The organism is Streptomyces sp. NPDC028305, assembly GCF_055569495.1.
On record NZ_JBVHTN010000006.1, the window covers coordinates 402593 to 425935 of the forward strand.

At 70.2% G+C, this 23343-nt stretch carries 19 protein-coding genes and 2 tRNA genes; 4 read left to right on the top strand and 17 right to left on the bottom strand.

The features are described 5' to 3' along the window. Positions 1-33: 33 nt before the first annotated feature. Both ACZ4WQ_RS27225 and ACZ4WQ_RS27230 read right to left on the bottom strand, forming a co-directional pair. Positions 34-720 (bottom strand): class E sortase, encoded by a 687-nt coding sequence (locus tag ACZ4WQ_RS27225; RefSeq protein ID WP_468022487.1) that lies wholly within the window; start codon positions 718-720, stop codon positions 34-36. Between the two features lie 62 nt (positions 721-782). Then, on the bottom strand, positions 783-1550 hold the full coding sequence (locus tag ACZ4WQ_RS27230) for a DUF881 domain-containing protein (RefSeq protein ID WP_311725975.1): 768 nt from the start codon (positions 1548-1550) through the stop codon (positions 783-785). Positions 1551-1695: 145 nt separating this feature from the next. Here ACZ4WQ_RS27230 and crgA point away from each other — a divergent pair, with 145 nt between their 5' ends. Beyond that, positions 1696-1953: a cell division protein CrgA gene (gene crgA / locus ACZ4WQ_RS27235; protein ID WP_311725976.1), complete on the top strand. Its 258-nt coding sequence runs from the start codon at positions 1696-1698 to the stop codon at positions 1951-1953. Positions 1954-2272: 319 nt separating this feature from the next. On the opposite strand, the gene ACZ4WQ_RS27240 is transcribed toward crgA, so the two are convergent. After that, positions 2273-3160, bottom strand: coding sequence for a rhomboid family intramembrane serine protease (locus ACZ4WQ_RS27240; protein WP_311725977.1), 888 nt, complete (start codon positions 3158-3160; stop codon positions 2273-2275). Positions 3161-3292: 132 nt separating this feature from the next. Further along, positions 3293-3826 (bottom strand): peptidylprolyl isomerase, encoded by a 534-nt coding sequence (locus ACZ4WQ_RS27245; protein ID WP_311725978.1) that lies wholly within the window; start codon positions 3824-3826, stop codon positions 3293-3295. Between the two features lie 302 nt (positions 3827-4128). Here ACZ4WQ_RS27245 and ACZ4WQ_RS27250 point away from each other — a divergent pair, with 302 nt between their 5' ends. Continuing rightward, on the top strand, positions 4129-4839 hold the full coding sequence (locus ACZ4WQ_RS27250) for a DUF5324 family protein (protein WP_398375645.1): 711 nt from the start codon (positions 4129-4131) through the stop codon (positions 4837-4839). A 10-nt stretch (positions 4840-4849) separates the two neighbouring features. Here the strand turns inward: ACZ4WQ_RS27250 and ACZ4WQ_RS27255 are convergent, their stop codons facing one another. Further along, positions 4850-5995, bottom strand: a complete 1146-nt coding sequence (locus tag ACZ4WQ_RS27255) for a response regulator (protein ID WP_311725980.1) — start codon at positions 5993-5995, stop codon at positions 4850-4852. 275 nt (positions 5996-6270) lie between these two features. Further along, a tRNA-Ala gene (locus ACZ4WQ_RS27260) sits at positions 6271-6343 on the bottom strand. A gap of 117 nt (positions 6344-6460) precedes the next feature. Here ACZ4WQ_RS27260 and ACZ4WQ_RS27265 point away from each other — a divergent pair. Beyond that, the gene (locus ACZ4WQ_RS27265) at positions 6461-7006 is read left to right on the top strand and encodes a helix-turn-helix domain-containing protein (RefSeq protein ID WP_014177978.1); all 546 of its coding nucleotides are present in this window, start codon (positions 6461-6463) and stop codon (positions 7004-7006) included. 48 nt (positions 7007-7054) lie between these two features. Further along, entirely contained in the window at positions 7055-8656 is a 1602-nt protein-coding gene (locus ACZ4WQ_RS27270) for a serine/threonine-protein kinase (protein ID WP_468022488.1), read from the top strand. A 40-nt stretch (positions 8657-8696) separates the two neighbouring features. On the opposite strand, the gene ACZ4WQ_RS27275 is transcribed toward ACZ4WQ_RS27270, so the two are convergent. From ACZ4WQ_RS27275 to dnaA, 11 genes are all read right to left on the bottom strand, one after another. After that, complete coding sequence (locus ACZ4WQ_RS27275; protein ID WP_358846723.1) at positions 8697-10085, bottom strand: hypothetical protein; 1389 nt, start codon at positions 10083-10085, stop codon at positions 8697-8699. 178 nt (positions 10086-10263) lie between these two features. Next, a complete protein-coding gene (locus ACZ4WQ_RS27280; RefSeq protein ID WP_003958712.1) occupies positions 10264-10398 on the bottom strand; it encodes a DLW-39 family protein in 135 nt (44 codons plus the stop codon). A gap of 186 nt (positions 10399-10584) precedes the next feature. Then, positions 10585-10658 (bottom strand) — tRNA-Ile (locus ACZ4WQ_RS27285). A gap of 61 nt (positions 10659-10719) precedes the next feature. Beyond that, the gene (locus tag ACZ4WQ_RS27290) at positions 10720-11310 is read right to left on the bottom strand and encodes a DUF3566 domain-containing protein (protein ID WP_311726192.1); all 591 of its coding nucleotides are present in this window, start codon (positions 11308-11310) and stop codon (positions 10720-10722) included. A 144-nt stretch (positions 11311-11454) separates the two neighbouring features. Beyond that, the gene (gene gyrA, locus ACZ4WQ_RS27295) at positions 11455-14070 is read right to left on the bottom strand and encodes a DNA gyrase subunit A (RefSeq protein ID WP_398375641.1); all 2616 of its coding nucleotides are present in this window, start codon (positions 14068-14070) and stop codon (positions 11455-11457) included. A gap of 44 nt (positions 14071-14114) precedes the next feature. Next, positions 14115-16157, bottom strand: coding sequence for a DNA topoisomerase (ATP-hydrolyzing) subunit B (gyrB, locus tag ACZ4WQ_RS27300; protein ID WP_398375639.1), 2043 nt, complete (start codon positions 16155-16157; stop codon positions 14115-14117). Between the two features lie 345 nt (positions 16158-16502). Continuing rightward, entirely contained in the window at positions 16503-17036 is a 534-nt protein-coding gene (locus ACZ4WQ_RS27305) for a DciA family protein (RefSeq protein ID WP_311725985.1), read from the bottom strand. Beyond that, positions 17033-18235 carry a DNA replication/repair protein RecF gene (gene recF, locus ACZ4WQ_RS27310; protein ID WP_358846720.1) on the bottom strand — a complete coding sequence of 401 codons (1203 nt, stop codon included), beginning with the start codon at positions 18233-18235 and terminating at the stop codon, positions 17033-17035. The genes ACZ4WQ_RS27305 and recF overlap by 4 nt, the downstream gene beginning before the upstream one ends. A 45-nt stretch (positions 18236-18280) precedes the next feature. Then, entirely contained in the window at positions 18281-19159 is an 879-nt protein-coding gene (gnd, locus tag ACZ4WQ_RS27315; RefSeq protein ID WP_468022489.1) for a phosphogluconate dehydrogenase (NAD(+)-dependent, decarboxylating), read from the bottom strand. 90 nt (positions 19160-19249) lie between these two features. Next, positions 19250-20380, bottom strand: a complete 1131-nt coding sequence (gene dnaN / locus ACZ4WQ_RS27320; RefSeq protein WP_311725988.1) for a DNA polymerase III subunit beta — start codon at positions 20378-20380, stop codon at positions 19250-19252. An 895-nt stretch (positions 20381-21275) separates the two neighbouring features. Next, positions 21276-23177, bottom strand: a complete 1902-nt coding sequence (dnaA, locus tag ACZ4WQ_RS27325; protein WP_468022490.1) for a chromosomal replication initiator protein DnaA — start codon at positions 23175-23177, stop codon at positions 21276-21278. Between the last annotated feature and the right edge of the window lie 166 nt (positions 23178-23343).

Here is a 23343-nt window from a genome sequence, read left to right on the forward strand (position 1 = left end):
CCAGAGTAAGGGGCCGGGCCTGGGGCCGGTGGGTCAGTGGAGCAAAGCTTCCGGCTTGCCTTCGGTCACTGGACGGGTGGCGTCCAGATGTGCCCATGCGATCAGCCGGTGGCTGTGCCCCCACTCCGGCTCACAGGTGGTGAGGGTCAGATAGCGGCCCGGGCCACGGAATCCGGACTTGCGCGGCACCGGGTCGATCACGCCGACGTCGGTGGGCAGCGTGCGGTAGGGCCGCTGGTCGATGCGGTACGTGTACCAGGTCGCGCCGTCGGTCAGCACCACGGCGTCGCCGGGGCGCAGCCGGGGGAAGTCCTTGAACGGGTCGCCGTAGGTGCGGCGGTGCCCGGCGACGGCGAAGTTGCCCCGGGCGCCGAGTCGGGCGGTGCGCGCGTAGTGGCCCAGGCCCTTCCTCAGGGTGTCGGTCGCGGTGCCCTCGAGGACCGGCTTGACCCAGTCGGTGCCGAAGCGCGGGATGTACATGATCGCGAAGGAGGAGCCGTCCCGGTACGGCCGCGGCTCGGCCCGGCCCTGCGCCGCCGTCGCCGCGCCGCCGACGGGGCCGGTCGCCCATCGGTCCTGAAGCCGGTCGATCTCCCCGTCCATCGCGCGGTCGGCGCGGACCCCGGTCCAGTACAGGATGTAGACGACGAAGAGGACGATCACGGTGCCGACGGTGAGGCACGCCTCACTGAGCGTCCTGATGACCAGTCGCACCCTCATCGGCCGCATACCTGTCCGTGTTCGCGGCGTTTGCCGCGCTTGCCGGGTTTTCCGGGTTCAGCTCACTGGGGCTGGGCGTAGTGCAGGTCCACTGTGCCGGAGTAGCCGGGCAGAGTCACGCGGTCGTGCTGGGCGACTTTCCAGCCGAGCCCGTACGCCTCGACGTAGCTGCGGTAGTTCTGGATGGCGGGGGAGGCGGTCAGGGCGGCGCGCAGCTTGCCCCGGTCGCCGACGGCGGTGATCGTGTACGGCGGCGAGTAGACCCGGCCCTGGAGGATCAGGGTGTTGCCGACGCAGCGCACTGCGCTGGTCGAGATCAGCCGCTGGTCCATGACCTTGATCCCCCGGGCGCCGCCCTGCCACAGCGCGTTGACCACGGCCTGGAGGTCCTGCTGGTGGATGACGAGGTCGTTGGGCTGCGGCTCGGGCACTCCGGGGATCTTCGCCGTGGCGTTCGGCGGGGCGTCGGTGAGGGTGACGGAGAGCCCCGTTCCGGTGAGCTTCTCGGTGCCCGCGGCCCGCTCCAGCGCCGCGAGCTCGCGGCGCTCGGCGTCGGTGGCGCCGTTGTCGCGGCGGGCGAGGGCGTCGACCCGCGAGCGCAGCTGGGCGGCGCCGTCGTCGAGCTGGGCGTTCTTGCGGCTGCGCTCCTGGATGAGGTCGGACAGCCGCAGCATGGACTCGTCGCTGCGGAGATTGGTGCCCTGGGCGGTGTTGAAGCTGGTCCAGAAGATCAGTCCGGCGAGCGCGAAGACCGCGGCGGTCAGCAGACGGACGGGGCGGAAGGCGGGGCGGCGGGGGCCCGGGGTGGGGGTGCCGGCGGAATTGCTCAACGTACCCTTACTCCTTACGACGCCGCGGAAGGACTACGCTAACTGACGCCCACAAGGGAAGGGCGTGGTCCCCCGGCCGGTCCCGACCCGGCGCCGTCCGTACCAATCCGCGCGGTTACGCAGCGCATCGACAGGAGAGTTCCTCGTGCCGAAGTCACGGATCCGCAAGAAGGACGACTTCACGCCGCCGCCGGCGAAGCAGGCCACTAGCATCAGTCTGAACAGCGGCCGCCGCTGGGTGGCTCCGCTGATGCTGGCGATGTTCCTCATCGGCCTCGCCTGGATCGTGATGTTCTATGTGACCACCGGGGACATGCCTGTCGAATCCCTGGGCAACTGGAACATCGTGGTCGGCTTCGGCTTCATCGCCGCCGGGTTCGTGGTCTCCACTCAGTGGAAGTAGGATCGGCTCTCCGATCCTCCGCACCCTGGTCGTCCACAGAGTTATCCACAGCCGGGGAAAACTCAGAAGATCTGTGGATAACTTCCGCCGCATTGACGCCGGTGTGATCGGCCGAGCACTTCCGTTCGATCGTTGACACCGGCCTCTGCCTGCGCAAACGCAGACGAGTGCGGACCCGCACTGATGTTCTCCACAGCTTGCACAAGATCGGCCGCCCGCTGTGGACAACTGCGCTGTGGATATCCCGGAGGCCAACCCGTGCACCGGCCCGTGCACCGGCAGGCCGGCCCGCCAGCGGACCGGTCAGCCGGTCAGCCGGTCAGCCGGTCAGCTCCATCGTGCGCACCCACACCATCGCGACGATCACGAGCAGCGCCAGTACACAGGTGCCCTGCTGCACCAGCGCGCGCTTCTCGCGCGGCGCGTGCACCATCCCGTACGCCACCACCGTGCCGACCACCAGCCCGCCCACATGGGCCTGCCAGGAGATGTTGGCCCAGGTGAAGGTGAAGAGCAGATTCAGCACGAGCAGCGCGATGACCGGCCGCATGTCGTACCGGAGGCGGCGCATCAGGACCGCCGTCGCACCCAGCAGACCGAAGATCGCACCGGAGGCGCCCAGCGAGGGCTGGTTCTGCGCCGCGAGCAGATATGACAGCGCGCTGCCGCCCAGTCCGGCCAGCAGATACACCGTGAGATAGCGGGCCCGGCCGAGCGCCGCCTCCAGCGGCCCGCCGAGCCACCACAGCGACAGCATGTTGAAGGCGATGTGGATGGGCTGCTGGTGCAGGAAGACCGAGGTGAGCAGCCGGTACCACTGACCCTCGGCGACGCCCACCAGGCTGTTGGTGCCCGGGTCGTACGCCCGGCCCACCAGATCGAGGGCGTTGACGAAGTGGTCGCCGACCGCGAGCGCCATGAACCACACGGCGAGGTTGATCCCGATGAGGATCTTGGTGAGCAGCCGCGGATCGGAGGTGAGGGCGCCGCCCGCTATCGTGCGCGGCCTGGCATCCCGCACCGCGTGCCCCGCCGGAGCGGGGCCGGCGGAGGAGCCCTGTCCACCGCCGCGCACACACTCCGGGCACTGGAAACCGACCGAGGCGCTGATCATGCACTCCGGGCAGATCGGCCGCTCACAGCGGACACAGCTTATGCCGGTCTCCCGCTGCGGGTGCCGGTAGCAGCAGACCGCCTGGTCCTCCATCGTCTCCCCTTGCCCTGCACTCCATGCTCGCACCGGGCCCACGCGCCCGCCTGCCTGCCGTCAAGACGGACAGGCGGGGCGCGAAGTTCCCGTCACCGGGTCCTGTGCGGCCCGGAACGGACCCGTACGAGGTCAGCCCTCGCGGGTCTCCACGACGACCGACTCGATGACGACGTCGTTGAGCGGCCGGTCGGTCCGCGGGTTGGTCGAGGTGCCCACGATCGCGTCCACGACCTTCTGGCTCGCCTCGTCGACGACCTCACCGAAGATGGTGTGCTTGCCGGTCAGCCACGTGGTGGGCGCGACGGTGATGAAGAACTGCGAGCCGTTGGTGCCCGGGCCGGCGTTGGCCATGGCCAGCAGGTACGGCTTGTTGAACGACAGGTCCGGGTGGAACTCGTCGCCGAACTCATAGCCGGGGCCACCGGTGCCGTTCCCCAGCGGGTCACCGCCCTGGATCATGAAGCCGCTGATCACGCGGTGGAAGACGGTGCCGTCGTACAGCTTCTCCTTGGCCCGCTTACCGGTCGCCGGGTGGGTCCACTCACGGGTGCCCTCGGCGAGCTCCACGAAGTTCTTGACCGTCTTCGGGGCGTGGTTCGGCAGCAGCCGGACCACGATGTCGCCATTGTTCGTCTTCAGGGTGGCGTAGAGCTGCTCAGCCACGATCTACCTTCCATAGGTTTCACTGCGGTCCCCCGATCCTCGCACGGACGCCGGACGGACGCGTACCCGCCGAAGCCGCGCGCGGCGCACACGATTCATGCCGCCTCGGGCGGGAACCCGTACCTGCCCCGGACGGGAAGCCGCACGTGCCCGGGTCGCCCGTGTGCCCCGGATGCCCGACCACGCGTGCCCGGCGCCCCGCGAACCGGCATGATCTTCATAATGACCAGAACACCATATAAAACACTTTAAGGACAGAACGCCTCACGACCGACAGCACCGCCACCGAGGAGGAGGATCCCGTGACCCGCATGGACAGCGTGCGAGCCGCGACCGGCACCGCCAAGGGCAGCTTCCTGCACGCCGCGGAGGCGGTGGCACCCTACGCCGGCACGGCCAAGGGCACCGCCGCGCGCTACGCGCACACGGCCCGCGTACAGCTGGCGCCGAAGGTTACGCACGCCGCACACCACGCCCGCCACACCGCCGGCGTCCAGTACCACGTGCACATCGCACCGCGGCTGACCCAGGCCCGCGGCACCCTGCCCCGAGGGGTCGACGCCGCCGCCACCCGCGCCACCGCCCGCACCCGCAGGGCGGCGCGCCGGGCCGCCCGGTACACCGCGCCGCGCGTCCAGCTCGCGATCGCCGGGGTGCGCACCGCCGCCGGGCCGATGCGCGAGGAGGCCCTCATCCGGAGCGCCGCGGCCCTCGCCGCCCTGCACGGGAACGTGACCGCGGCCGACATCAACAGGCTCGCCAGGCGGCACCGCCGCAGGGCACGCACCGGCCGCATCGCCAAGCGCGCGATCTTCGTCGGCCTCGTGGGCGCCGTTGCCCTCGCCGCGTGGAAGTGGTGGAACAGGCAGGCCAACCCCGACTGGCTGGTCGAGCCCCCGGCGGCGACCGAGGTGGGCGGGCGCGAGCCGCTGACGTCGGTGGACGGCAGCGACCAGTCCGCGCTCGACCCCGAGGCGCAGGCCAAGCAGGCGGACGAGAAGAAGGAGCGCTGAACCGGGCCGGTCAGTGGGCGGCGGCGCGCTCGCTGTACCGGCGCCTCTCCAGAAAGATCTCCGTGAAGACGGAGACCTTGGCGCGCAGCGCCCAGGGATCGAACGGCTTGGCGATGTAGTCCACCGCCCCGGCCGCGTATCCCCGGGAGGAGTGCTCCGGATCGGCACCCATCGCGGTCAGGAAGATGATCGGGATGTCCCGGTTACGGGACCGCCGCTGGATATGGGCCGCGGTCTCATAGCCGTCCATCTCCGGCATCTGCACATCCAGCAGGATCACCGCGAAGTCGTCGTGGTCGAGCAGCGCCTTGAGGGCCTCCTGCCCCGAGGCCGCGGTCACCAGCTCCTGGTCCAGTGTGGCCAGCACGGCCTCCATGGCCAGCAGGTTGTTGTGCTGGTCGTCGACCACGAGGATCTTCGGACGGAGCCCCGAGCAGGGCTTGGCCATCGCGGGCCCCGCGGGGGCGTCCGGCACCTCCTCCGGCCCCGGGGCCGCCGCGGGGCGCTGGGACTCCACCATGGCCAGCTGCCGCTCCAGCATCTGGCAGCGGTCCTCCGCCAGCATGCCGCGCAGCCGCACATCCTCCAGCTCCTCGGCGAGGCGCTTCACCTCGCGCCGGAGCATGTCCCGCTCCTTGATCAGCTCCGCGTGATCGGGAAGGCCCAGCTCCAGCGTGTCCGCCCGCATCCGCTCGGCCGCCCACTCCGACTCCAGCTGGCTCAGCCGCACCTCGAGATCGGCGATGCGGTGCTGGCGGTCCAGCAGAGCCTCACCGAGCACGTCCTCCTTCACGCTGGACGCCCGGGCCTCCCGGTCGGCGTCCGCCAGCTGATGCTGGAGGATCTCCATCGCGTGGCCGGGCGACCCGCTCGTGTGCACCGCGGCCCGGTGCAGCTCCCGCACCAGCTCGATGGCGGCCGGGGTCGCCGCGGCGCCCCGCCGCTCGGCGAGATCGGTGAACAGGTCCTGGACGAACTCCCACGGCGGGATGCGCATCCCGCTCAGATAGCGCGAGAGCGTGCCCGGATCGCGGTGCCTGCGCGCGGCGTATCTGCGCACCGAGACATCCAGCCCCTTGAACAGGTTCCGCAGTGCCAGGGCGAATTCCCGGCATTCCTCGCTCAGACCATCACCCAATGGCCGCAGCTCACGCATCTTGTCTCCCTGCACGGCTGATCGCGCCGACCAGACGACTCCCGGACCGCTTGCCCGAGTTGAGGCCAGCGTGGGGGATCGACGTGGTGTTGCACGCGACAACCGCGAGAGCGGCAACATCGGGCAACATGCGGGAGGACAATGCCCCGGAACGGCAGCCCTGGAGCGCGCCGAGGAACCCGGCCGAGCGGAATCAGGCCGAGGGACCGTACGCGGCGATGGCGGCACGACAAACCGGCCAGGGCACACATCGGTGTCCTGGCCGGTGACGAAAGTGGAGCCTAGGAGAGTCGAACTCCTGACATCCGCCATGCAAAGACGGCGCTCTACCAACTGAGCTAAGGCCCCGTCGCCGATCAGGATACCTGGTCGTGACCGCCTTTCCCGACCGGGTATCGCTCGCGCGTACCGCCCTCCGTAGGATGCCACGCAAGATTCGCTGCCGCGAAGCGAAGGGGAGAGCGAATGGACGCAGCACAGCAGGATGCCACCGCCCGCGCACGGGAGCTGCAACGCAGCTGGTACGGGGAACCGCTGGGGGCGCTCTTCCGCCGTCTCATCGACGACCTCGGCCTCAACCAGGCCCGCCTCGCCGCCGTCCTCGGTCTGTCCGCGCCGATGCTCTCGCAGCTGATGAGCGGCCAGCGCGCGAAGATCGGCAACCCGGCTGTCGTCCAGCGGGTACAGGCCCTGCAAGAGCTGTCGAGCCAGGCCGCGGACGGCCGGGTCAGCGCCGCGGAGGCCGCCGAGCGCATGGAAGAGATCAAGAAGTCCGCGGGAGGCTCCGTCCTGAACACCACCCAGACCACGGCGAGCACCGGCGCCCCGACCGTGCGGCGCGTGGTCCGCGAGATCCAGTCGCTGCTGCGCTCGGTCTCCGCCGCGGGCGACATCATCGACGCCGCCGACACCCTCGCCCCCACGCACCCGGAGCTGGCAGAGTTTCTCCGGGTGTACGGCGCAGGGCGGACCGCCGAGGCGGTCGCCCACTACGAGGCGCACCAGAACTGATGGGCTGACGGACTGCTGACGAGCCGATGAGTGGGCGGGGGCCGCGCGATGGGTGAAGTCTTCGCGGGCCGGTACGAGCTGGTCGACCCGATCGGGCGCGGTGGCGTGGGCGCCGTGTGGCGCGTCTGGGACCACCGGCGCCGTCGGTATGTCGCGGCGAAGGTGTTGCAGCAGCGCGATGCGCACACCCTGTTGCGATTCGTCCGGGAACAGGCGCTGCGCATCGACCACCCCTATGTGCTGGCACCGGCCAGCTGGGCGGCGGACGACGACAAAGTGCTGTTCACCATGGACCTGGTGGGCGGCGGCTCGCTGGCGCACCTCATCGGTGACTACGGCCCGCTGCCGCCGCGCTATGTGTGCACGCTGGTGGACCAGTTGCTCTCCGGCCTTGCGGCGGTGCACGCGGAAGGCGTGGTGCACCGCGACATCAAGCCCGCGAACATCCTGCTGGAGGCCACCGGGACCGGTCGGCCGCATCTGCGGCTGTCCGACTTCGGCATCGCGCTGACGAAGGGGGAACCCCGGCTCACCGAGGCCAACTTCGTCATGGGGACGCCCGGTTACTTCGCGCCCGAGCAGATGATGGGCGAGGAGCCGGATTTCCCGGCCGACCTCTTCGCGGTCGGGCTGGTGGCGCTGTATCTGCTCAGCGGGCACAAGCCGGACGCGGACGCCCTGATCAAGGTGTTCGAGCAGGGCGTGCCCAACGCGCCCGAAGGGGTGCCCGAGCCGCTGTGGCAGGTGATAGCGAATCTGCTCCAGCCCGATCCCGAGGACCGCTTCCGCACGGCCACAGGGGCGCGCAAGGCGCTTCTCACGGCCACCGAGATGCTGCCGGAACCCACCCTCGACGACGACGTCATCGAGGTCTTCGACCATCTCGGGCCGCTCCCCGAGGGGTTCGGGTCCGACGGCCCCACCCGCCCGGCCGGGCGGGCAGCCTCGGCTACGAAGACCGGCACGGAAACCGACCGGGGGACAGCCAGGGACGCGGACGGTGCGGGCACCGGCCCGACGCCCCGGCCACCGGCTCCCCAGGGGCCCGTGACACCCCCGCCGTCCGACCCCCAGCCGTCCGTCTCGCGGCCGTCCGTCTCGCGGCCGTCCGTCTCGCGGCCGTCGATGTCGGACACCGGCAGCTTCCAACTGCCCCCGCCACAGCCCCAGACGCCACACACGGGGATCACGCCACAGTCGGCCCCGCACCCGACCCCACAGCCGCCGTCGGCACCCCAGCCGCGGGTGCCCGAGCCGCACACCCCGCTGCCGCCACCACCACGGCCCCAAGCCCCCTACGCCCCCCACACCCCGTACTCCGGGGTCCCGCAGCCGCCGACCCCTCATCCAACCCCTCATCCGGCGCCCGCACGCCCTCCACAGCCGCCGCGGTCCCCGCTCGATCCGCGCCGGCCGGGCCTCCCGCCCACGCATGCGCCCACCCCCACTCCCACTCCGGCCACCGCTCCCGCTCCGGCGGCCCGGCACGAATTCCCTTCCACTCGTCCATACACCGCTCCGCAGCCGCAGGTTCCCTCCGCCACCGCCCACCGCCGCCCCGGACCGCCCCGCAAGGCAGTGATCGCGATCCTGGTCGCCGCGGCGCTGTGCTTCGCGGTCGGCACCTGGGCGTTACTGGCCGCGGGCTGACCGGCCCCCGGCCGACCGGGCACCGCACGGCCGAGCCGGACTACCAGGACGACGGCGGCCCGTACCGCCGGTGCCTGCCCGGCCCCGGCGCCGCGGCCACGGCCGCCGGGGCGCGCCGCCGGGCCGCCAGCGTCCACCCTCCGAGCCCGAGCAGCAGCAGCCCGCCCACGGCGTAGCTCACATAGCCCACCATCCGCAGCCGGCCGTTGTCCGTCCCGGCGCGCACCCCCGTGGCGTCGTCCGTGGTCTGCGGCCCCTGCGCGGCCTCCCGCCGGTCGGCGTCCGTGAGGCCGAAGCCCGCCCGGACCGCGTCCCCGTCGTACGTCGGACCGGGCTTCGGGGTGCCCGAGACCCGCACCCGCAGGGTGAGCGGCACGACGTCATCGAAGAACCGCGCCACGTCCGGGCTCACGGTGACCGCCAGGTAGTACCACCCGGCGAAGCTCGTGGTGCGCACCGAATACTCCGCGCGCGCGGTGCGGTTGCCGTACGCCACGGGGATGGTGCTCACCTCCGTCCGCGCCTCCTGGCCCTCGTAGGCGACGAAAGAGCTCTTCTTCGTCAGGCCGCGCGCCGGGTTGAAGACCCTGAGCCCCAGTGCGTCGTTCACACCGGCCGTCCCTCCCGTCTTCGCGGCGGACAGTTCGGCGGTGGCGTCGAGCCGCTGTCCCCAGTCGACCGGAACCCGGTAGAAGTGGGTCTCGCCCGGCCTGATCTGGTCCGCCCACACCCCTGTGGACAGCGGACGCGCGTCGTTGAACGCCGTGCCGCCCGTCCGCCACCGGGCCTTGCCCGTGGGCGGATCCGGCGGCGTGGTGCGCCAACTGCCCTCAGGAGCCTGCTCCTTGTCCCCGCCCTTCACCGGCGGCTCCACCATCAGCCGGAGCTCCAGCGGCCAGCGGGCGGGGTCCTGGGAGCCGGCCGGGCGTGCCACCGTGACGAGATACCGGCCCGCCTTCCGGCAGGAGGCCACGGAGCCCGGGGCGACCTGCCGCGCGGCGTAGTCGGCGAGCGGATAGGCCACGCCGGTCGCCTCGATCTTCCGGTCGGAGTTGCCGCAGATGGTGCCGTCGGGGCTCTCCAGCGTCACCTTGAGCCCGTCGCGGTACGAGGCCACGCCCGCCCCCGGCCGGGGCGCCGCGACGGCCGAGACATACGCGCCGGAGGTGGCGTCCAACTGGACGCTGTAGTGACGCTTCTCACCTCCGGCGATGCTGTCGACGTAGCCGCGCCCCGGCTTCAGCAGCGGGGCTCCCTCGGCTTCGCCGGTGCCCTGGACCGAGGTCCCCGCGGTCCGGTACGGCCGGGCCTCGCCGGCCCCGTCCGCGGGCGCGGCCCAGGCCGGGCCGACCGGCCCGGGCACCGTGGCCACCACGCACAGCGCCGCCACCGCGGCGAGGCCGGTCCTGACCTTGCTGCGGTCATCCATCGGGGGTCACTCCTCGTCGTCCCGGCCGCACGGCCCGTTCAACTTTGCTTATGCAAGCCATTCATTTGCAAGAGTGAATACAGGGTCCGGATCGCCGCGTTTTCCGCGACGGCCGCCAGTAAAGCCGACAGGGCCTCGACCGCTCCAGCGGTCGAGGCCCTGTACAGAGCTGTTGGTCTCACACACCCGAACCTGCGGGCACGGAGTCGGTCGCCTCCGTCCACAGATCCTGCTCGGCGCGATCCGCCTGGATCTGGCGGTACACGAGGAGCCCGCCGATGGCGGCCAGTGCGACCAGGAGAAGCTTCTTCACCGCGCTACCTCGTCTCTTTCCTTGACGTAGGGGACCTCTGGCGCCCGATGATACACACCGGCCGATACCGTTCGGTGACCTATGCCCGGCATTGGTCGACCGAGGACCGTTTCATCAACTACCGGGGCGCCTCTACGGAATCAGCCCGGGCGGAGAGAAGATCTCCGTCCGGGCTGATCTCGCCGGTGGGGCTAACAGGACTTGAACCTGTGGCCTCTTCCTTATCAGGGAAGCGCTCTAACCGTCTGAGCTATAGCCCCGCGCTGCACCGAAAGATTAGCGCACGACCAGCCCTGTCCCAAAATCGGTTACGGACGGCCGCTACTCGTCTTCGGCGAGCGTGACCTCCACCCCGCCGACGAAGCTCGCCGACAGGTTGTAGATGAAGGCTCCCAGGGTGGCCAGCGCCGTCGCCAGCACCACGTTGATCGCGGCGATGACCGAGGTGAAGACCAGCACCCGCGGCAGCGACAGGAACGACTCCAGGTCGAAGCCGGTGCCCTTCTTGGACTCCGTGGCCTCGCTGAGCGTCCCGCCCACCGCGCTGAAGACGCCCATTCCGTCCATGACCATCCACAGCACCGCCGCGGCGACCACGGTGCAGATGCCCAGCGCGATCGCGAGCAGGAAGCTGACCTTCATCACCGACCACGGGTCCGCCCTGGAGACCCGCAGCCGCGCCTTGCGCGTACGCGGGGCCGGGCGGGCGCCCGACTCGGAGCGCGGCCGGCGCACCGCGGTCGGCTGCTGCCCCGTGCCGCCCCGGGCGGCGTGCGCCGCGCCGGCGGCCGGCGGGGCGTACGCCTGCGGCGGGTGGTACGGCTGCGCGGGCGGCTGCTGCCCCCGCTCGCCGGGCAGCGGGCTGCTCGAGTAACCCTCGTACGGCGGCTGCGGCTGCCTGATGTCCGTCACTGTTCCCCCATGGGAGTCGGTGGCGGGGCCACGGGCGCCCGCCGAAGCGGACGATACGCCCCCGGCGGGTGCGGCTCCCGGCACCGGCCCCTGACCGGCACCCGCTCCGCCGCCCGCCGCGGCACCCGTGGCTCCACTCACGACTTACTCCTCGGTCTCGTCGGCCGGGGGCGGTGTGCCCTCGGCCGCCTCGGACGCGGCCCCCTCGGCTGCCTCACTCACGGTCTCGGACTCGTCCTCGACCTCTTCAGCCTCACGACCGGCCTCGGCGTTCCGGGCGATGCCCACGACGGCATCGCGCTTGCCCAGGTTGATCAGTTGGACGCCCATGGTGTCACGGCCCGTCTCCCTGACCTCGTTCACCCGCGTACGGATTACGCCACCGCCGAGCGTGATCGCAAGGATCTCATCAGTCTCCTCGACCACCAGCGCCCCGACCAGAGAACCGCGGTCCTCCACGATCTTGGCGGCCTTGATGCCGAGGCCGCCACGGCCCTGGACGCGGTACTCGTCAACATTCGTCCGCTTCGCGTACCCGCCGTCGGTGGCGGTGAACACGAACGTACCGGGACGGACGACATTCATCGAGAGGAGCTCGTCGTCCTCGCGGAAGCTCATGCCCTTGACGCCGGAGGTCGCCCGCCCCATCGGCCGCAGCGACTCATCCGTGGCCGTGAACCTGATCGACTGTGCCTTCTTGCTGATCAGCAGCAGATCGTCTTCGGCCGAAACCAGCTCGGCCCCGATCAGCTCATCCTCCTGGCCGCCCTCCGTCTCCCGGAGGTTGATGGCGATCACGCCACCCGACCGCGGCGAGTCGTAGTCCTTGAGCGGGGTCTTCTTCACCAGCCCCGACTTCGTGGCCAGCACCAGATACGGCGCCGCCTCGTAGTCCCGGATCGCCAGGATCTGCGCGATCTGCTCGTCCGGCTGGAACGCCAGCAGGTTCGCGACGTGCTGGCCGCGCGCCTCCCGGCCCGCGTCCGGCAGCTCGTAGGCCTTCGCCCGGTAGACCCGTCCCTTGTTGGTGAAGAACAGCAGCCAGTGGTGGGTGGTCGAGACGAAGAAGTGGTCGACGATGTCGTCCTGCTTCAGCTTGGTGCCGCGCACGCCCTTGCCGCCGCGCTTCTGCGAGCGGTAGTCCTCGGTCTTCGTCCGCTTCACATAGCCGCCGCGGGTGATCGTGACGACGATGTCCTCCTCGGCGATCAGGTCCTCGATGGACATGTCGCCGTCGAAGGGGATCAGCTTGGAGCGCCGGTCGTCGCCGTACTTCTCGACGATCGCGGTCAGCTCCTCGCTGATGATCTGCCGCTGCCGCTCGGGCGAGGCCAGGATCGCGTTGTACTCATTGATCTTGGCCTGAAGCTCGTCGTGCTCCTGGATGATCTTCTGACGCTCCAGGGCGGCGAGCCGCCGCAGCTGCATCTCCAGGATCGCGTTGGCCTGGATCTCGTCGATCGTCAGCAGGTCCATCAGGCCCGTACGCGCGATCTCCACCGTGTCACTGCGCCGGATCAGCGCGATGACCTCGTCGATCGCGTCCAGCGCCTTGAGCAGACCGCGCAGGATGTGGGCCCGCTCCTCCGCCTTGCGCAGCCTGAAGCGCGTCCGGCGGACGATGACCTCGATCTGGTGGGCGACCCAGTTGCGGATGAAGGCGTCCAGCGAGAGGGTGCGCGGCACCCCGTCGACCAGCGCCAGCATGTTCGCGCCGAAGTTCGTCTGGAGATCGGTGTGCTTGTACAGGTTGTTGAGGACGACCTTGGCGACCGCGTCCCGCTTCAACACGATGACCAGGCGCTGGCCGGTCCGCGAGGACGTCTCGTCGCGGACGTCCGCGATGCCGCCGATCCTGGCTTCCTTCACCAGGTCGGCGATCTTCTGCGCCAGGTTGTCCGGGTTGACCTGGTACGGCAGCTCGGTGACCACCAGGCACTGGCGGCCCTGGATCTCCTCGACCTCCACGACCGCGCGCATCGTGATCGAGCCGCGGCCGGTGCGGTACGCCTCCTCGATGCCCTTGCGGCCGACGACCAGGGCGCCGGTGGGGAAGTCCGGGCCCTTGATCCGGTCGATCAGGGCGTCGAGCAGTTCCTCCGGCGTGGCCTCGGGGTTGGCCAGGAACCACTGGGCACCCTCGGCCACCTCGCGGAGGTTGTGCGGCGGGATGTTGGTGGCCATGCCGACCGCGATCCCCGCCGAGCCGTTGATCAGCAGGTTCGGGAAGCGGGCCGGCAGGACCGTCGGCTCCTGGTTGCGCCCGTCGTAGTTGTCCTGGAGGTCGACGGTGTCCTCGTCGATGTCCCGGAGCATCTCCATGGACAGCGGGGCCATCTTGCACTCGGTGTAGCGCATGGCCGCGGCCGGGTCATTGCCCGGGGAGCCGAAGTTGCCGTTGGAGTCGACCAGCGGCATCCGCATGGACCACGGCTGGGCCAGCCGCACCAGGGCGTCGTAGATGGACGAGTCGCCGTGGGGGTGGTACGTGCCCATGACGTCGCCGACGACGCGGGCGCACTTGTAGAAGCCCTTCTCGGGGCGGTACCCGCCGTCGTACATCGCGTACAGCACACGCCGGTGCACCGGCTTGAGGCCGTCCCGGACGTCGGGCAGCGCACGGCTCACGATCACGCTCATCGCGTAGTCGAGATACGAGCGCTGCATCTCCGTCTCGAGGCCCACCGGCTCGACGCGGAGCGTCGCGGCAGCCCCCTGGGCGGTGTCTTCAGGCGTGTTCGGGGTGTTCTCGTCGGCCATTGCTGGTCAAGTCCTTCTGTCGTCTGCGGCTGCTCGGGGCCGACTCAGATATCGAGGAAGCGGACGTCCTTGGCGTTGCGCTGGATGAACGAGCGCCGGGCCTCGACGTCCTCGCCCATCAGGACCGAGAACAGGTCGTCGGCCTGCGCCGCGTCATCCAGGGTGACCTGGCCCAGGACGCGGTGATCGACGTCCATGGTGGTCACGCGCAGCTCCTCGGCGTTCATCTCGCCCAGCCCCTTGAAGCGCTGGACCGAGTCCTCCTTGATGCGCTTGCCCTGCTCGCGGCCGGCCTGGATCAGCGCGTCCCGCTCGCGGTCCGAGTACGCGTACTCGAAGTCGTCCCGGCCCCACTTGATCTTGTAGAGGGGCGGGCGGGACAGGAAGACATGGCCCGCCTCGACCAGCGGACGCATGAAGCGGAAGAGGAAGGTGAGCAGCAGGGTGTTGATGTGCTGGCCGTCGACATCGGCGTCCGCCATCAGAATGATCTTGTGATAGCGGAGCTTGCTGATGTCGAAGTCCTCGTGCACACCGGTGCCGAACGCCGAGATCAGCGCCTGGACCTCGTTGTTCTGGAGGATCTTGTCGACCCGCGCCTTCTCGACGTTGAGGATCTTGCCTCGGATGGGCAGGATCGCCTGGTACTGCGGGTTGCGGCCGGCCTTGGCCGAGCCGCCGGCGGAGTCACCCTCGACGATGAAGATCTCGCACTTGGACGGGTCGTTGGACTGGCAGTCCGCCAGCTTGCCCGGCAGTGACGCGGTCTCCAGCAGCCCCTTGCGGCGGGTCAGATCGCGGGCCTTGCGGGCCGCGACCCGGGCCGTGGCCGCCTGGATCGACTTGCGGACGATGTCCGACGCCTCGTTGGGGTTGCGGTCCAGCCAGTCGGCCAGATGCTCGTGGACGATCTTCTGGACGAAGGTCTTCGCCTCCGTGTTGCCCAGCTTCGTCTTCGTCTGGCCCTCGAACTGCGGCTCGCCGAGCTTGACCGAGATGATCGCGGTCAGACCCTCACGGATGTCCTCACCAGTGAGATTGTCATCCTTTTCCCGGAGCAGCTTCTTGTCCCGCGCGTACTTGTTGATCAAGTACGTCAGCGCGGCGCGGAAGCCCTCCTCGTGGGTACCGCCCTCATGGGTGTGGATGGTGTTCGCGAAGCTGTAGACACCCTCGCTGTACTGGGTGTTCCACTGCATCGCGATCTCGACCGAGAGCATCCGCTCCTTGTCCTCGGCCTCGAAGCCGACGACCGTGGGGTGGACCAGCTCCCCCTTGCGGGAGTTCAGGTACTTCACGAAGTCGACGATGCCGCCCTCGTAGCAGTACTTCACGGAGAGCGGCTTGCCCTCCTCGTCCACATGGGCCGCGCGCTCGTCCTTCAGCGAGATGGTCAGGCCCTTGTTCAGGAACGCCATCTCCTGGAAGCGCCGCGACAGCGTCTCGAAGGAGTACTCGGTCGTCTCGAAGACATCCGGGTCGGCCCAGAAGGTGACCGTCGTGCCGGTCTCCGCGACCGGCTCGTTCTTGGCCAGCGGCGCGGTGGGGACACCAAGCTTGTAGTCCTGGGTCCAGCGGAAGCCGTCCCGCTTGACCTCGACCGACACCTTCGTCGACAGCGCGTTGACCACGGAGACGCCGACGCCGTGCAGACCGCCGGAGACGGCATAGCCGCCGCCGCCGAACTTGCCGCCCGCGTGCAGCACGGTCATCACGACCTCGACGGCCGGCTTCTTCTCCACCGGGTGGAGGTCGACCGGGATACCGCGGCCGTTGTCGACCACGCGGACCCCGCCATCGGGCAGGATCGTCACCTCGATGCTGTCCGCGTGACCGGCCAGGGCCTCGTCCACGGAGTTGTCCACCACCTCTTGGACGAGGTGGTGGAGGCCGCGCTCACCGGTGGAACCGATGTACATACCGGGTCGCTTGCGGACCGCGTCCAGGCCCTCCAGGACGGTGATCGCACTGGCGTCGTAAGACGGCGAGGCCAGAGCCTCATCGCCGCCCTTGGACGGGATCTCGGACGGGATGTTCTCGTTGGGGTTGCCGGAATCGGCCACGAAGCGCCCTTTCTGGCACAGCACGAGCCGTCTCCGGGGCAGGCAGGAGCGGCTGCGTCGTTCAACATGTTTCCGCAAGCGCTCGGTGCGCAAGCGGCGACGGTGTACGCGCCCAGTCTACCGGTAGCGCCGACAAGAATGGGGGCTTGCCGGTGCCTGAGTCCGCATGTGCCGCCCTGAACCGGTCACCACCGACTCCCCATATCTGGGGACGGGGTCCAAGAGGCTCACACCGCCACTCAGCGCTTCGGGACGTCAACCACCGGCAACCATGACAGACGCCCCAGCGGCCACCCCCTGCACAGCCGACCCGCACCGCCCCCGCACCCGGCCCCGCGGGGGGCGCACAGGGGCACACAGACCGCCAGGTCAGCCGTAGGTGTCCCCGGGGCCCGTACTGCCGGGGGCGCGCAGCGATCCGTAACGCCGGGCCGGGCCGCCCGGGCCCAAGACCTTGATCAGCTTCACCGTGCCCTGGCCCAGATCCGCGTTGAGCCGGGCCACCAGCTGCGGGGCCAGCAGGCGCAGCTGGGTCGCCCACGCCGTCGAGTCGCACCGCACCGTCAGCACCCGCGCGTCCTCGTCGTACCGCAGCGGCTCACAGTGCTGCGCCACCTCAGGCCCCACCATCTGGGGCCAGCGGCCCATCACCCCGCCGACGGCGGCCGGGGTCTCCCAGCCCCGCTCGGTGATCAGCCGGCTGATCGCGGCGCCGAGCGGCAGCGGATCGCGCCCGTCCGCGCGCGCGCCGGAGCGCAAGCCCCCTCGGCGCGCCTGCTTCTTCTGCTGCGCCGCCGCACCACGGGCGCGCGCCTGCTCTTTGGCAGCGCGCAGCGCCACCCGCGCCAGGTCGACCCCCGAGGGCTCCGGCGGGGTGGGCGGGGGCCCGGACTGCTCGGTCACAGGGGCCGCACCTCCCCTTCGGACACCGCATAGCGGGCGCCCGCCAGCACACCGGGGACGTCGTCCTCCACTGCCGCCGTGACCAGCACCTGCTCCCCGGGAGCCACCAGCTCGGCCAGCCGCTCCCGGCGCCGCTCGTCGAGCTCCGCGAAGACGTCGTCGAGCACCAGCACCGGCTCGCCCGCCCGCCGGCCCGCCCCGGCGCCTCCGCCCTCGGCGGATGGCCCGCCGGCCCCCCACGTGACATCCGCGCGCAGCAGGTCGTACGAGGCCAGGCGCAGGGCCAGCGCATACGACCAGGACTCGCCATGGCTCGCATAGCCCTTCGCCGGAAGCTCGCCCAGCCGGAGGATCAGATCGTCGCGGTGCGGGCCGACCAGCGTCACCCCGCGCTCGATCTCCTGCTTGCGGGCGGCGGTGAGCGCGGCCGAGAGCTGCTCGTACAGCTCCTCGCGGGTGCCCGAGGCCGCCAGGCCGTCACCGACGGAGCTGCGGTAGTCGAACCCCACCGGGCCTCCCCCCGGGGCCAGTTGCTCGTACGCCTTGTCGGCCAGCGGCTGAAGCGCGGCGATCAGATCGAGGCGCTGGGCGAGCAGTTCGGCACCGGCCCGCGCCAGATGCTGGTCCCATACGTCCAGAGTGGACAGCGCCGCATCACCGCCGGAGCCGCGGCCGCCGTGGCGCCGGGCCAGCGCGGCGGTCTTGAGCAGGGTGTTGCGCTGCTTGAGAACCCGGTCGTAGTCGGCGCGGACCCCCGCCATGCGCGGCGAACGGGCGGTGACCAGCTCGTCCAGGAAGCGACGGCGCTCGCCGGGATCCCCCTTGACCAGGGCCAGATCCTCGGGCGCGAACAGGACCGTACGCAGAATGCCGAGCACATCACGCGGTCTGACCTGGGAGGATCTATTGATTCTGGCCCGGTTGGCCTTGCCGGGGTTCAGCTCCAGCTCGACCAGCTGCTGCCGCTCTCCCTCGACGATCGCGGCCCGCACGATCGCCCGGTCCGCGCCCATCCGCACCAGCGGGGCGTCGGAGGAGACGCGGTGGCTGCCGAGCGTGGCCACATAGCCGACAGCCTCGACGAGGTTGGTCTTGCCCTGGCCGTTGGGCCCTACGAAAGCCGTGACGCCCGGCCCCAGGGGGACCTCGGCCCGGGCGTACGAGCGGAAGTCGGCGAGTGACAGATGCGTGACATGCATGGTGGCGGTGCCGACCTCCCCCGGCGGCTCCCTTGCGGGGGCTGGTTACTTCTTGTTCTCGACCGCGTGGCCGCCGAACTGGTTGCGCAGTGCGGCGATCATCTTCATCTGCGGGGAGTCGTCCTGGCGGGACGCGAACCGGGCGAAGAGCGAGGCCGTGATGGCGGGCAGCGGTACGGCGTTGTCGATCGCGGCCTCGACGGTCCAGCGGCCCTCGCCGGAGTCCTCCGCGTAGCCCCGCAGCTTCTCCAGGTGCTCGTCGTCGTCCAGGGCGTTGACCGCGAGGTCCAGCAGCCAGGAGCGGATGACGGTGCCCTCCCGCCAGGAGCGGAAGACCTCACGGACGTCGGTGACCGAGTCCACGGCCTCCAGCAGCTCCCAGCCCTCGGCGTAGGCCTGCATCATCGCGTACTCGATGCCGTTGTGGACCATCTTCGCGAAGTGGCCGGCACCGACCTTCCCGGCGTGGACCGAGCCGAAGTCGCCCTCGGGCTTGAGCGCATCGAAGATCGGCTGAACCTTCGCCACATGCTCGGCGGCCCCGCCGTACATCAGCGCGTAGCCGTTCTCCAGGCCCCAGACGCCGCCGGAGACGCCGCAGTCGACGAAGCCGATGCCCTTGGCGTTCAGCTGCTCGGCATGCTTCTCGTCATCGGTCCAGCGGGAGTTGCCGCCGTCGACCACGATGTCGCCGGGCGACAGCAGCTCGGCCAGCTCGTCGATGGTGGTCTGGGTCGCGATGCCGGCCGGCACCATGACCCACACCACGCGCGGTCCCTTCAGCCTGTCCACAAGATCGCCGAGGCTGTGGACATCGGCGACGTCCGGGTTGCGGTCGTACCCGATGACGGTGTGACCTGCGCGGCGGATGCGCTCGCGCATATTGCCGCCCATCTTGCCGAGACCGACGAGACCGAGCTCCATCAGTGATCCTTTATGCCGTAGTCATTGCGTTTCGCACCTGAGTCCGAGCCTACGCCCACGTGTTGCCGCTCAGCTGTGGGCAACACCCGCTCATCCGCTGAGACGCACCGGCATGATCAGGTACTTGTACGCCTCGTCCGCCTCGGCATCCACGGCCGGCTTGCCGCTGAGCAGCGCGGGCTTGGTCGACGTGGTGAAGGACAGCTGGGCGACCGGGGAGTCGATCGCGCTCAACCCGTCCAGCAGGAACGTCGGGTTGAAGGCGATCGAGATGTCGTCGCCGTCGAGCTGGGCGTCGACGCGCTCCACAGCCTGTGCGTCGTCGCTCGACCCGGCCTCCAGGATCAGCACGCCCTGCTCGAAGGTCAGCCGGACCGGGGTGTTGCGCTCGGCGACCAGCGCGACGCGCTTGACGGCCTCCACGAACGGAGCCGTCTCGATCACCGCGATGGAGTTGAACTCGGTCGGGAAGAGCGTGCGGTACTTCGGGAGATCGCCTTCGAGCAGCCGGGTCGTGGTCCGGCGCCCGGCGCCCTCGAAGCCGATCAGGCCCTCGCCGGCGCCCGAGCCGGACAGCGCGAGAGACACCGTGTCACCGCTGGTCAGCGACTTGGCGGTGTCCTGGAGCGTCTTGGCGGGCACCAGCGCGACCGCGGAGATGTCCGGCGTCTCGGGCTTCCACAGGAACTCGCGGACCGCGAAGCGGTAGCGGTCGGTGGAGGCCAGCGTGACCGTGTCGCCCTCGATCTCGATCCGCACACCGGTGAGCACCGGCAGGGTGTCGTCGCGGCCGGCCGCGATGGCCACCTGCGCCGCGGCGGCGGCGAACACATCGCCGGGCACGGTGCCGGTCGCCGTCGGCATCTGCGGCAGGGCCGGGTACTCCTCCACAGGGAGGGTGTGGAGTGTGAATCGCGACGAGCCGCAGACGACGGTCACCCGCACACCGTCGCTGGAGATCTCCACAGGGCGGTTGGGGAGAGCGCGGCAGATGTCGGCGAGGAGACGGCCGGAGACCAGGACCGTGCCGCCGTCTTCCACATCGGCCTCGACCGACACACGGGCCGAGACCTCGTAGTCGAAGCCGGAGAGGCTGAGGGCACCGTCTTCCGCCTTCAGCAGAAGGCCTGCGAGGACGGGCACCGGTGGACGGGCCGGAAGGCTGCGGGCCGCCCAGGCCACTGCCTCCGCGAGTACATCGCGCTCCACCCGGATCTTCACCGGAACCGCCTCCTGCTGTTGCTGGCTCGCCCTGCTGGCCTTCGTCGTCGGCGCAATCGCCGGAGACCAGTCTGACGTACGCCGCCGACAGTCGGTGCGGCTCCGGGTCAAATCGGCGCCCGAGGTGTCGGGCGGCTCGGTGCCCGGTTGTGCACAGGCCCCACTTCGAAGCGAATTTCCCGCTCCAACTGAGTGGTCGTAGTAGTAGGCCCTGTGGAAACGGTGGACAACTGACTTCTCGCAGGTCAGCACCGATTTTTTATCCACTGACCCTGTGGGCGGCGGCAGTGGACAACCGCGGTCTTCTGTGGACGCCGAAGAGTTCTGCACACCCGATGCACAGGCGAGCCCTGGTTCTCCCCAGCTGCGTCCCCAGTTTTACCCACCTTCCCCACAGCCCAACCCGGCTCGTTGGTGTGACGCCTTTCACTCATCTCGGTGACCACGCCTGTTTCATTGCCGAACAGTGGATGAGGGTGTGGAGAAGCTGTGGGTGACGGGGCTCCGGCTGTGGGCGGGCGGTGGACAACGCGGAGCGAGCCCTGTGGGTATCCCGGTCGTCCACAGTCTGTGGACTGTCGATTGTCACAATTCCACACCCCGCTGACCTCCCCTGATGCCGCTCCGGCGGCCGCCCCTGTGGACACAGTCTGGACAACCGGGGCATCCCCAGGGTGTGGACGGTGGATCGGCCGTGGATCTGTGGAGAAGCCGCGTCCGAGGGCACGGAATCGAACAGGCCGGGACGGGGGTGCGCCGCGGCGAGGCGGCCGGCGGGAGGAGCCGGGCCCGGCCGGAGGGGGGTCCGGAACGACGAAGGGCGCTTGCGGGAGTCGTTTCTCCCCAAGCGCCCTGGGCGGAATCCGGCGCGCGAGCCGCGCCGCAGCCGTCTCTGTCAGCCGTTCTTGATGCGGTTCGTCAGCTCGGTCACCTGGTTGTAGATGGAGCGCCGCTCGGCCATCAGAGCCCGGATCTTGCGGTCCGCGTGCATCACGGTCGTATGGTCCCGCCCGCCGAACTGCGCCCCGATCTTGGGCAGCGACAGATCGGTCAGCTCACGGCACAGATACATGGCGATCTGCCGCGCGGTGACCAGCACCCGGCTGCGCGAGGCCCCGCACAGATCGTCGACCGTGTGCCCGAAGTAGTCGGCGGTCGCGGCCATGATCGCGGTGGCGGTGATCTCCGGGGCGGCGTCCTCGCCGCCGGGGATCAGGTCCTTCAGCACGATCTCGGTGAGGCCGAGGTCCACCGGCTGGCGGTTCAGGCTGGCGAAGGCCGTGACCCGGATCAGCGCCCCCTCCAGCTCACGGATGTTGCGAGAGATACGGGAGGCGATGAACTCCAGCACCTCCGGCGGCGCGTTCAGCTGCTCCTGCACCGCCTTCTTGCGCAGGATCGCGATGCGCGTCTCCAGCTCCGGCGGCTGCACATCCGTGATCAGGCCCCACTCGAAGCGGTTGCGGAGCCGGTCCTCCAGGGTCACCAGCTGCTTGGGCGGCCGGTCGGAGGACAGCACGATCTGCTTGTTGGCGTTGTGGAGCGTATTGAAGGTGTGGAAGAACTCCTCCTGCGTCGACTCCTTGCTCGCGAGGAACTGGATGTCGTCGACGAGAAGGATGTCCATGTCGCGGTAGCGCCTGCGGAACGCGTCCGCCTTGCCGTCGCGGATGGAGTTGATGAACTCGTTGGTGAACTCCTCGGAGCTCACATAGCGCACCCGCGTCCCCGGGTAGAGGCTGCGCGCGTAGTGCCCGATCGCGTGCAGCAGGTGGGTCTTGCCGAGCCCGGACTCCCCGTAGATGAACAAGGGGTTGTAGGCCTTGGCGGGCGCCTCGGCGACGGCGACCGCCGCGGCGTGCGCGAAGCGGTTGGACGCGCCGATGACGAAGGTGTCGAAGAGGTACTTCGGGTTCAGGCGCGCGGTCGGCTCACCGGGGCCGGGCGCGGGCGCGGGCTGCGCGGCGAGCGGGCCGGGGGCGCCGGTCTGCGAGGGCAGCGCGGGCGGGCCGCCGCGGGACCGCTCGAGCGGATCGGGGAGCTCCCGGCGCGGCTGCTCGTAGGGCGACCGATCGGGACCAGGGCCGGCGCCCGGGAGCGGCCCGGGCGCCGGCCGCTCCGCGCCGGGGCCCCGGTAATCGGAGTGCGGCTGCTGGTCGTAGCGCGGCTGGTCATAGCCGGGCTGGGGACGCTGCGAGGCGTACGGATCGCCCTCGGGGAAGCCGCCGAGTCGGGGCTGCTGCCAGCCGTACTCGTCGCGGGGCCGGGGCCAGGCGCCGGGCTCGGGGCGGTGCTGCTGCTCGGGGCGGTGCTGCTCATAGCCGGGGTAGGCGGGGCGGGCCGTCGGCAGCTCGTCCCCCGCCGGGCGGCCGTAACCGTCGCGGCCGTCGTAGCCGTCGCGGCCGTCGCGGCCGTCCCGGGCGTCGTAGCCGTCCCGGGCGTCGTAGCTGTCGCGGTTGTCGTAGGCCTCGTAGGTGTCGCGCTGCGGCTGCTGCGGGACCACCGGTTCGGCGGCGGAGTCGTCGACGGTGATCGCGATCCGGATCGGGCGGCCGCACTCGCGGCTGAGCGTCTCGCTGACGATCGGGGCCAGGCGGCCCTCCAGCACGCCCTTGGCGAATTCGTTGGGCACGGCCAGCAGCGCAGTGTCCGCGACAAGGGCGAGCGGCTGGCATCGCTGGATCCAGTGCTCGTCCTTGGCCTCGACGCCTTGTCCGCCCTGGCCGGCTCCCTCTCCTAGCAGCCGCTCGAGCACACGTGGCCACACTGCGGCAAGATCGGCAGGTACGTCAGCCACAGGGCACGCTCTCTCACTCGCTGGGTGGGGGGACGCCGACAGTTCCCACGAATATGCGGTTCTCGGGACGGGCGGGAAGGAATCGGAGCCCAGCCACGGTAGTCAGGCCGAGGTACGCGGTTCAAGTCGTTGTCCACAGGGTGTGTACAAATGTGCCATGCGATGT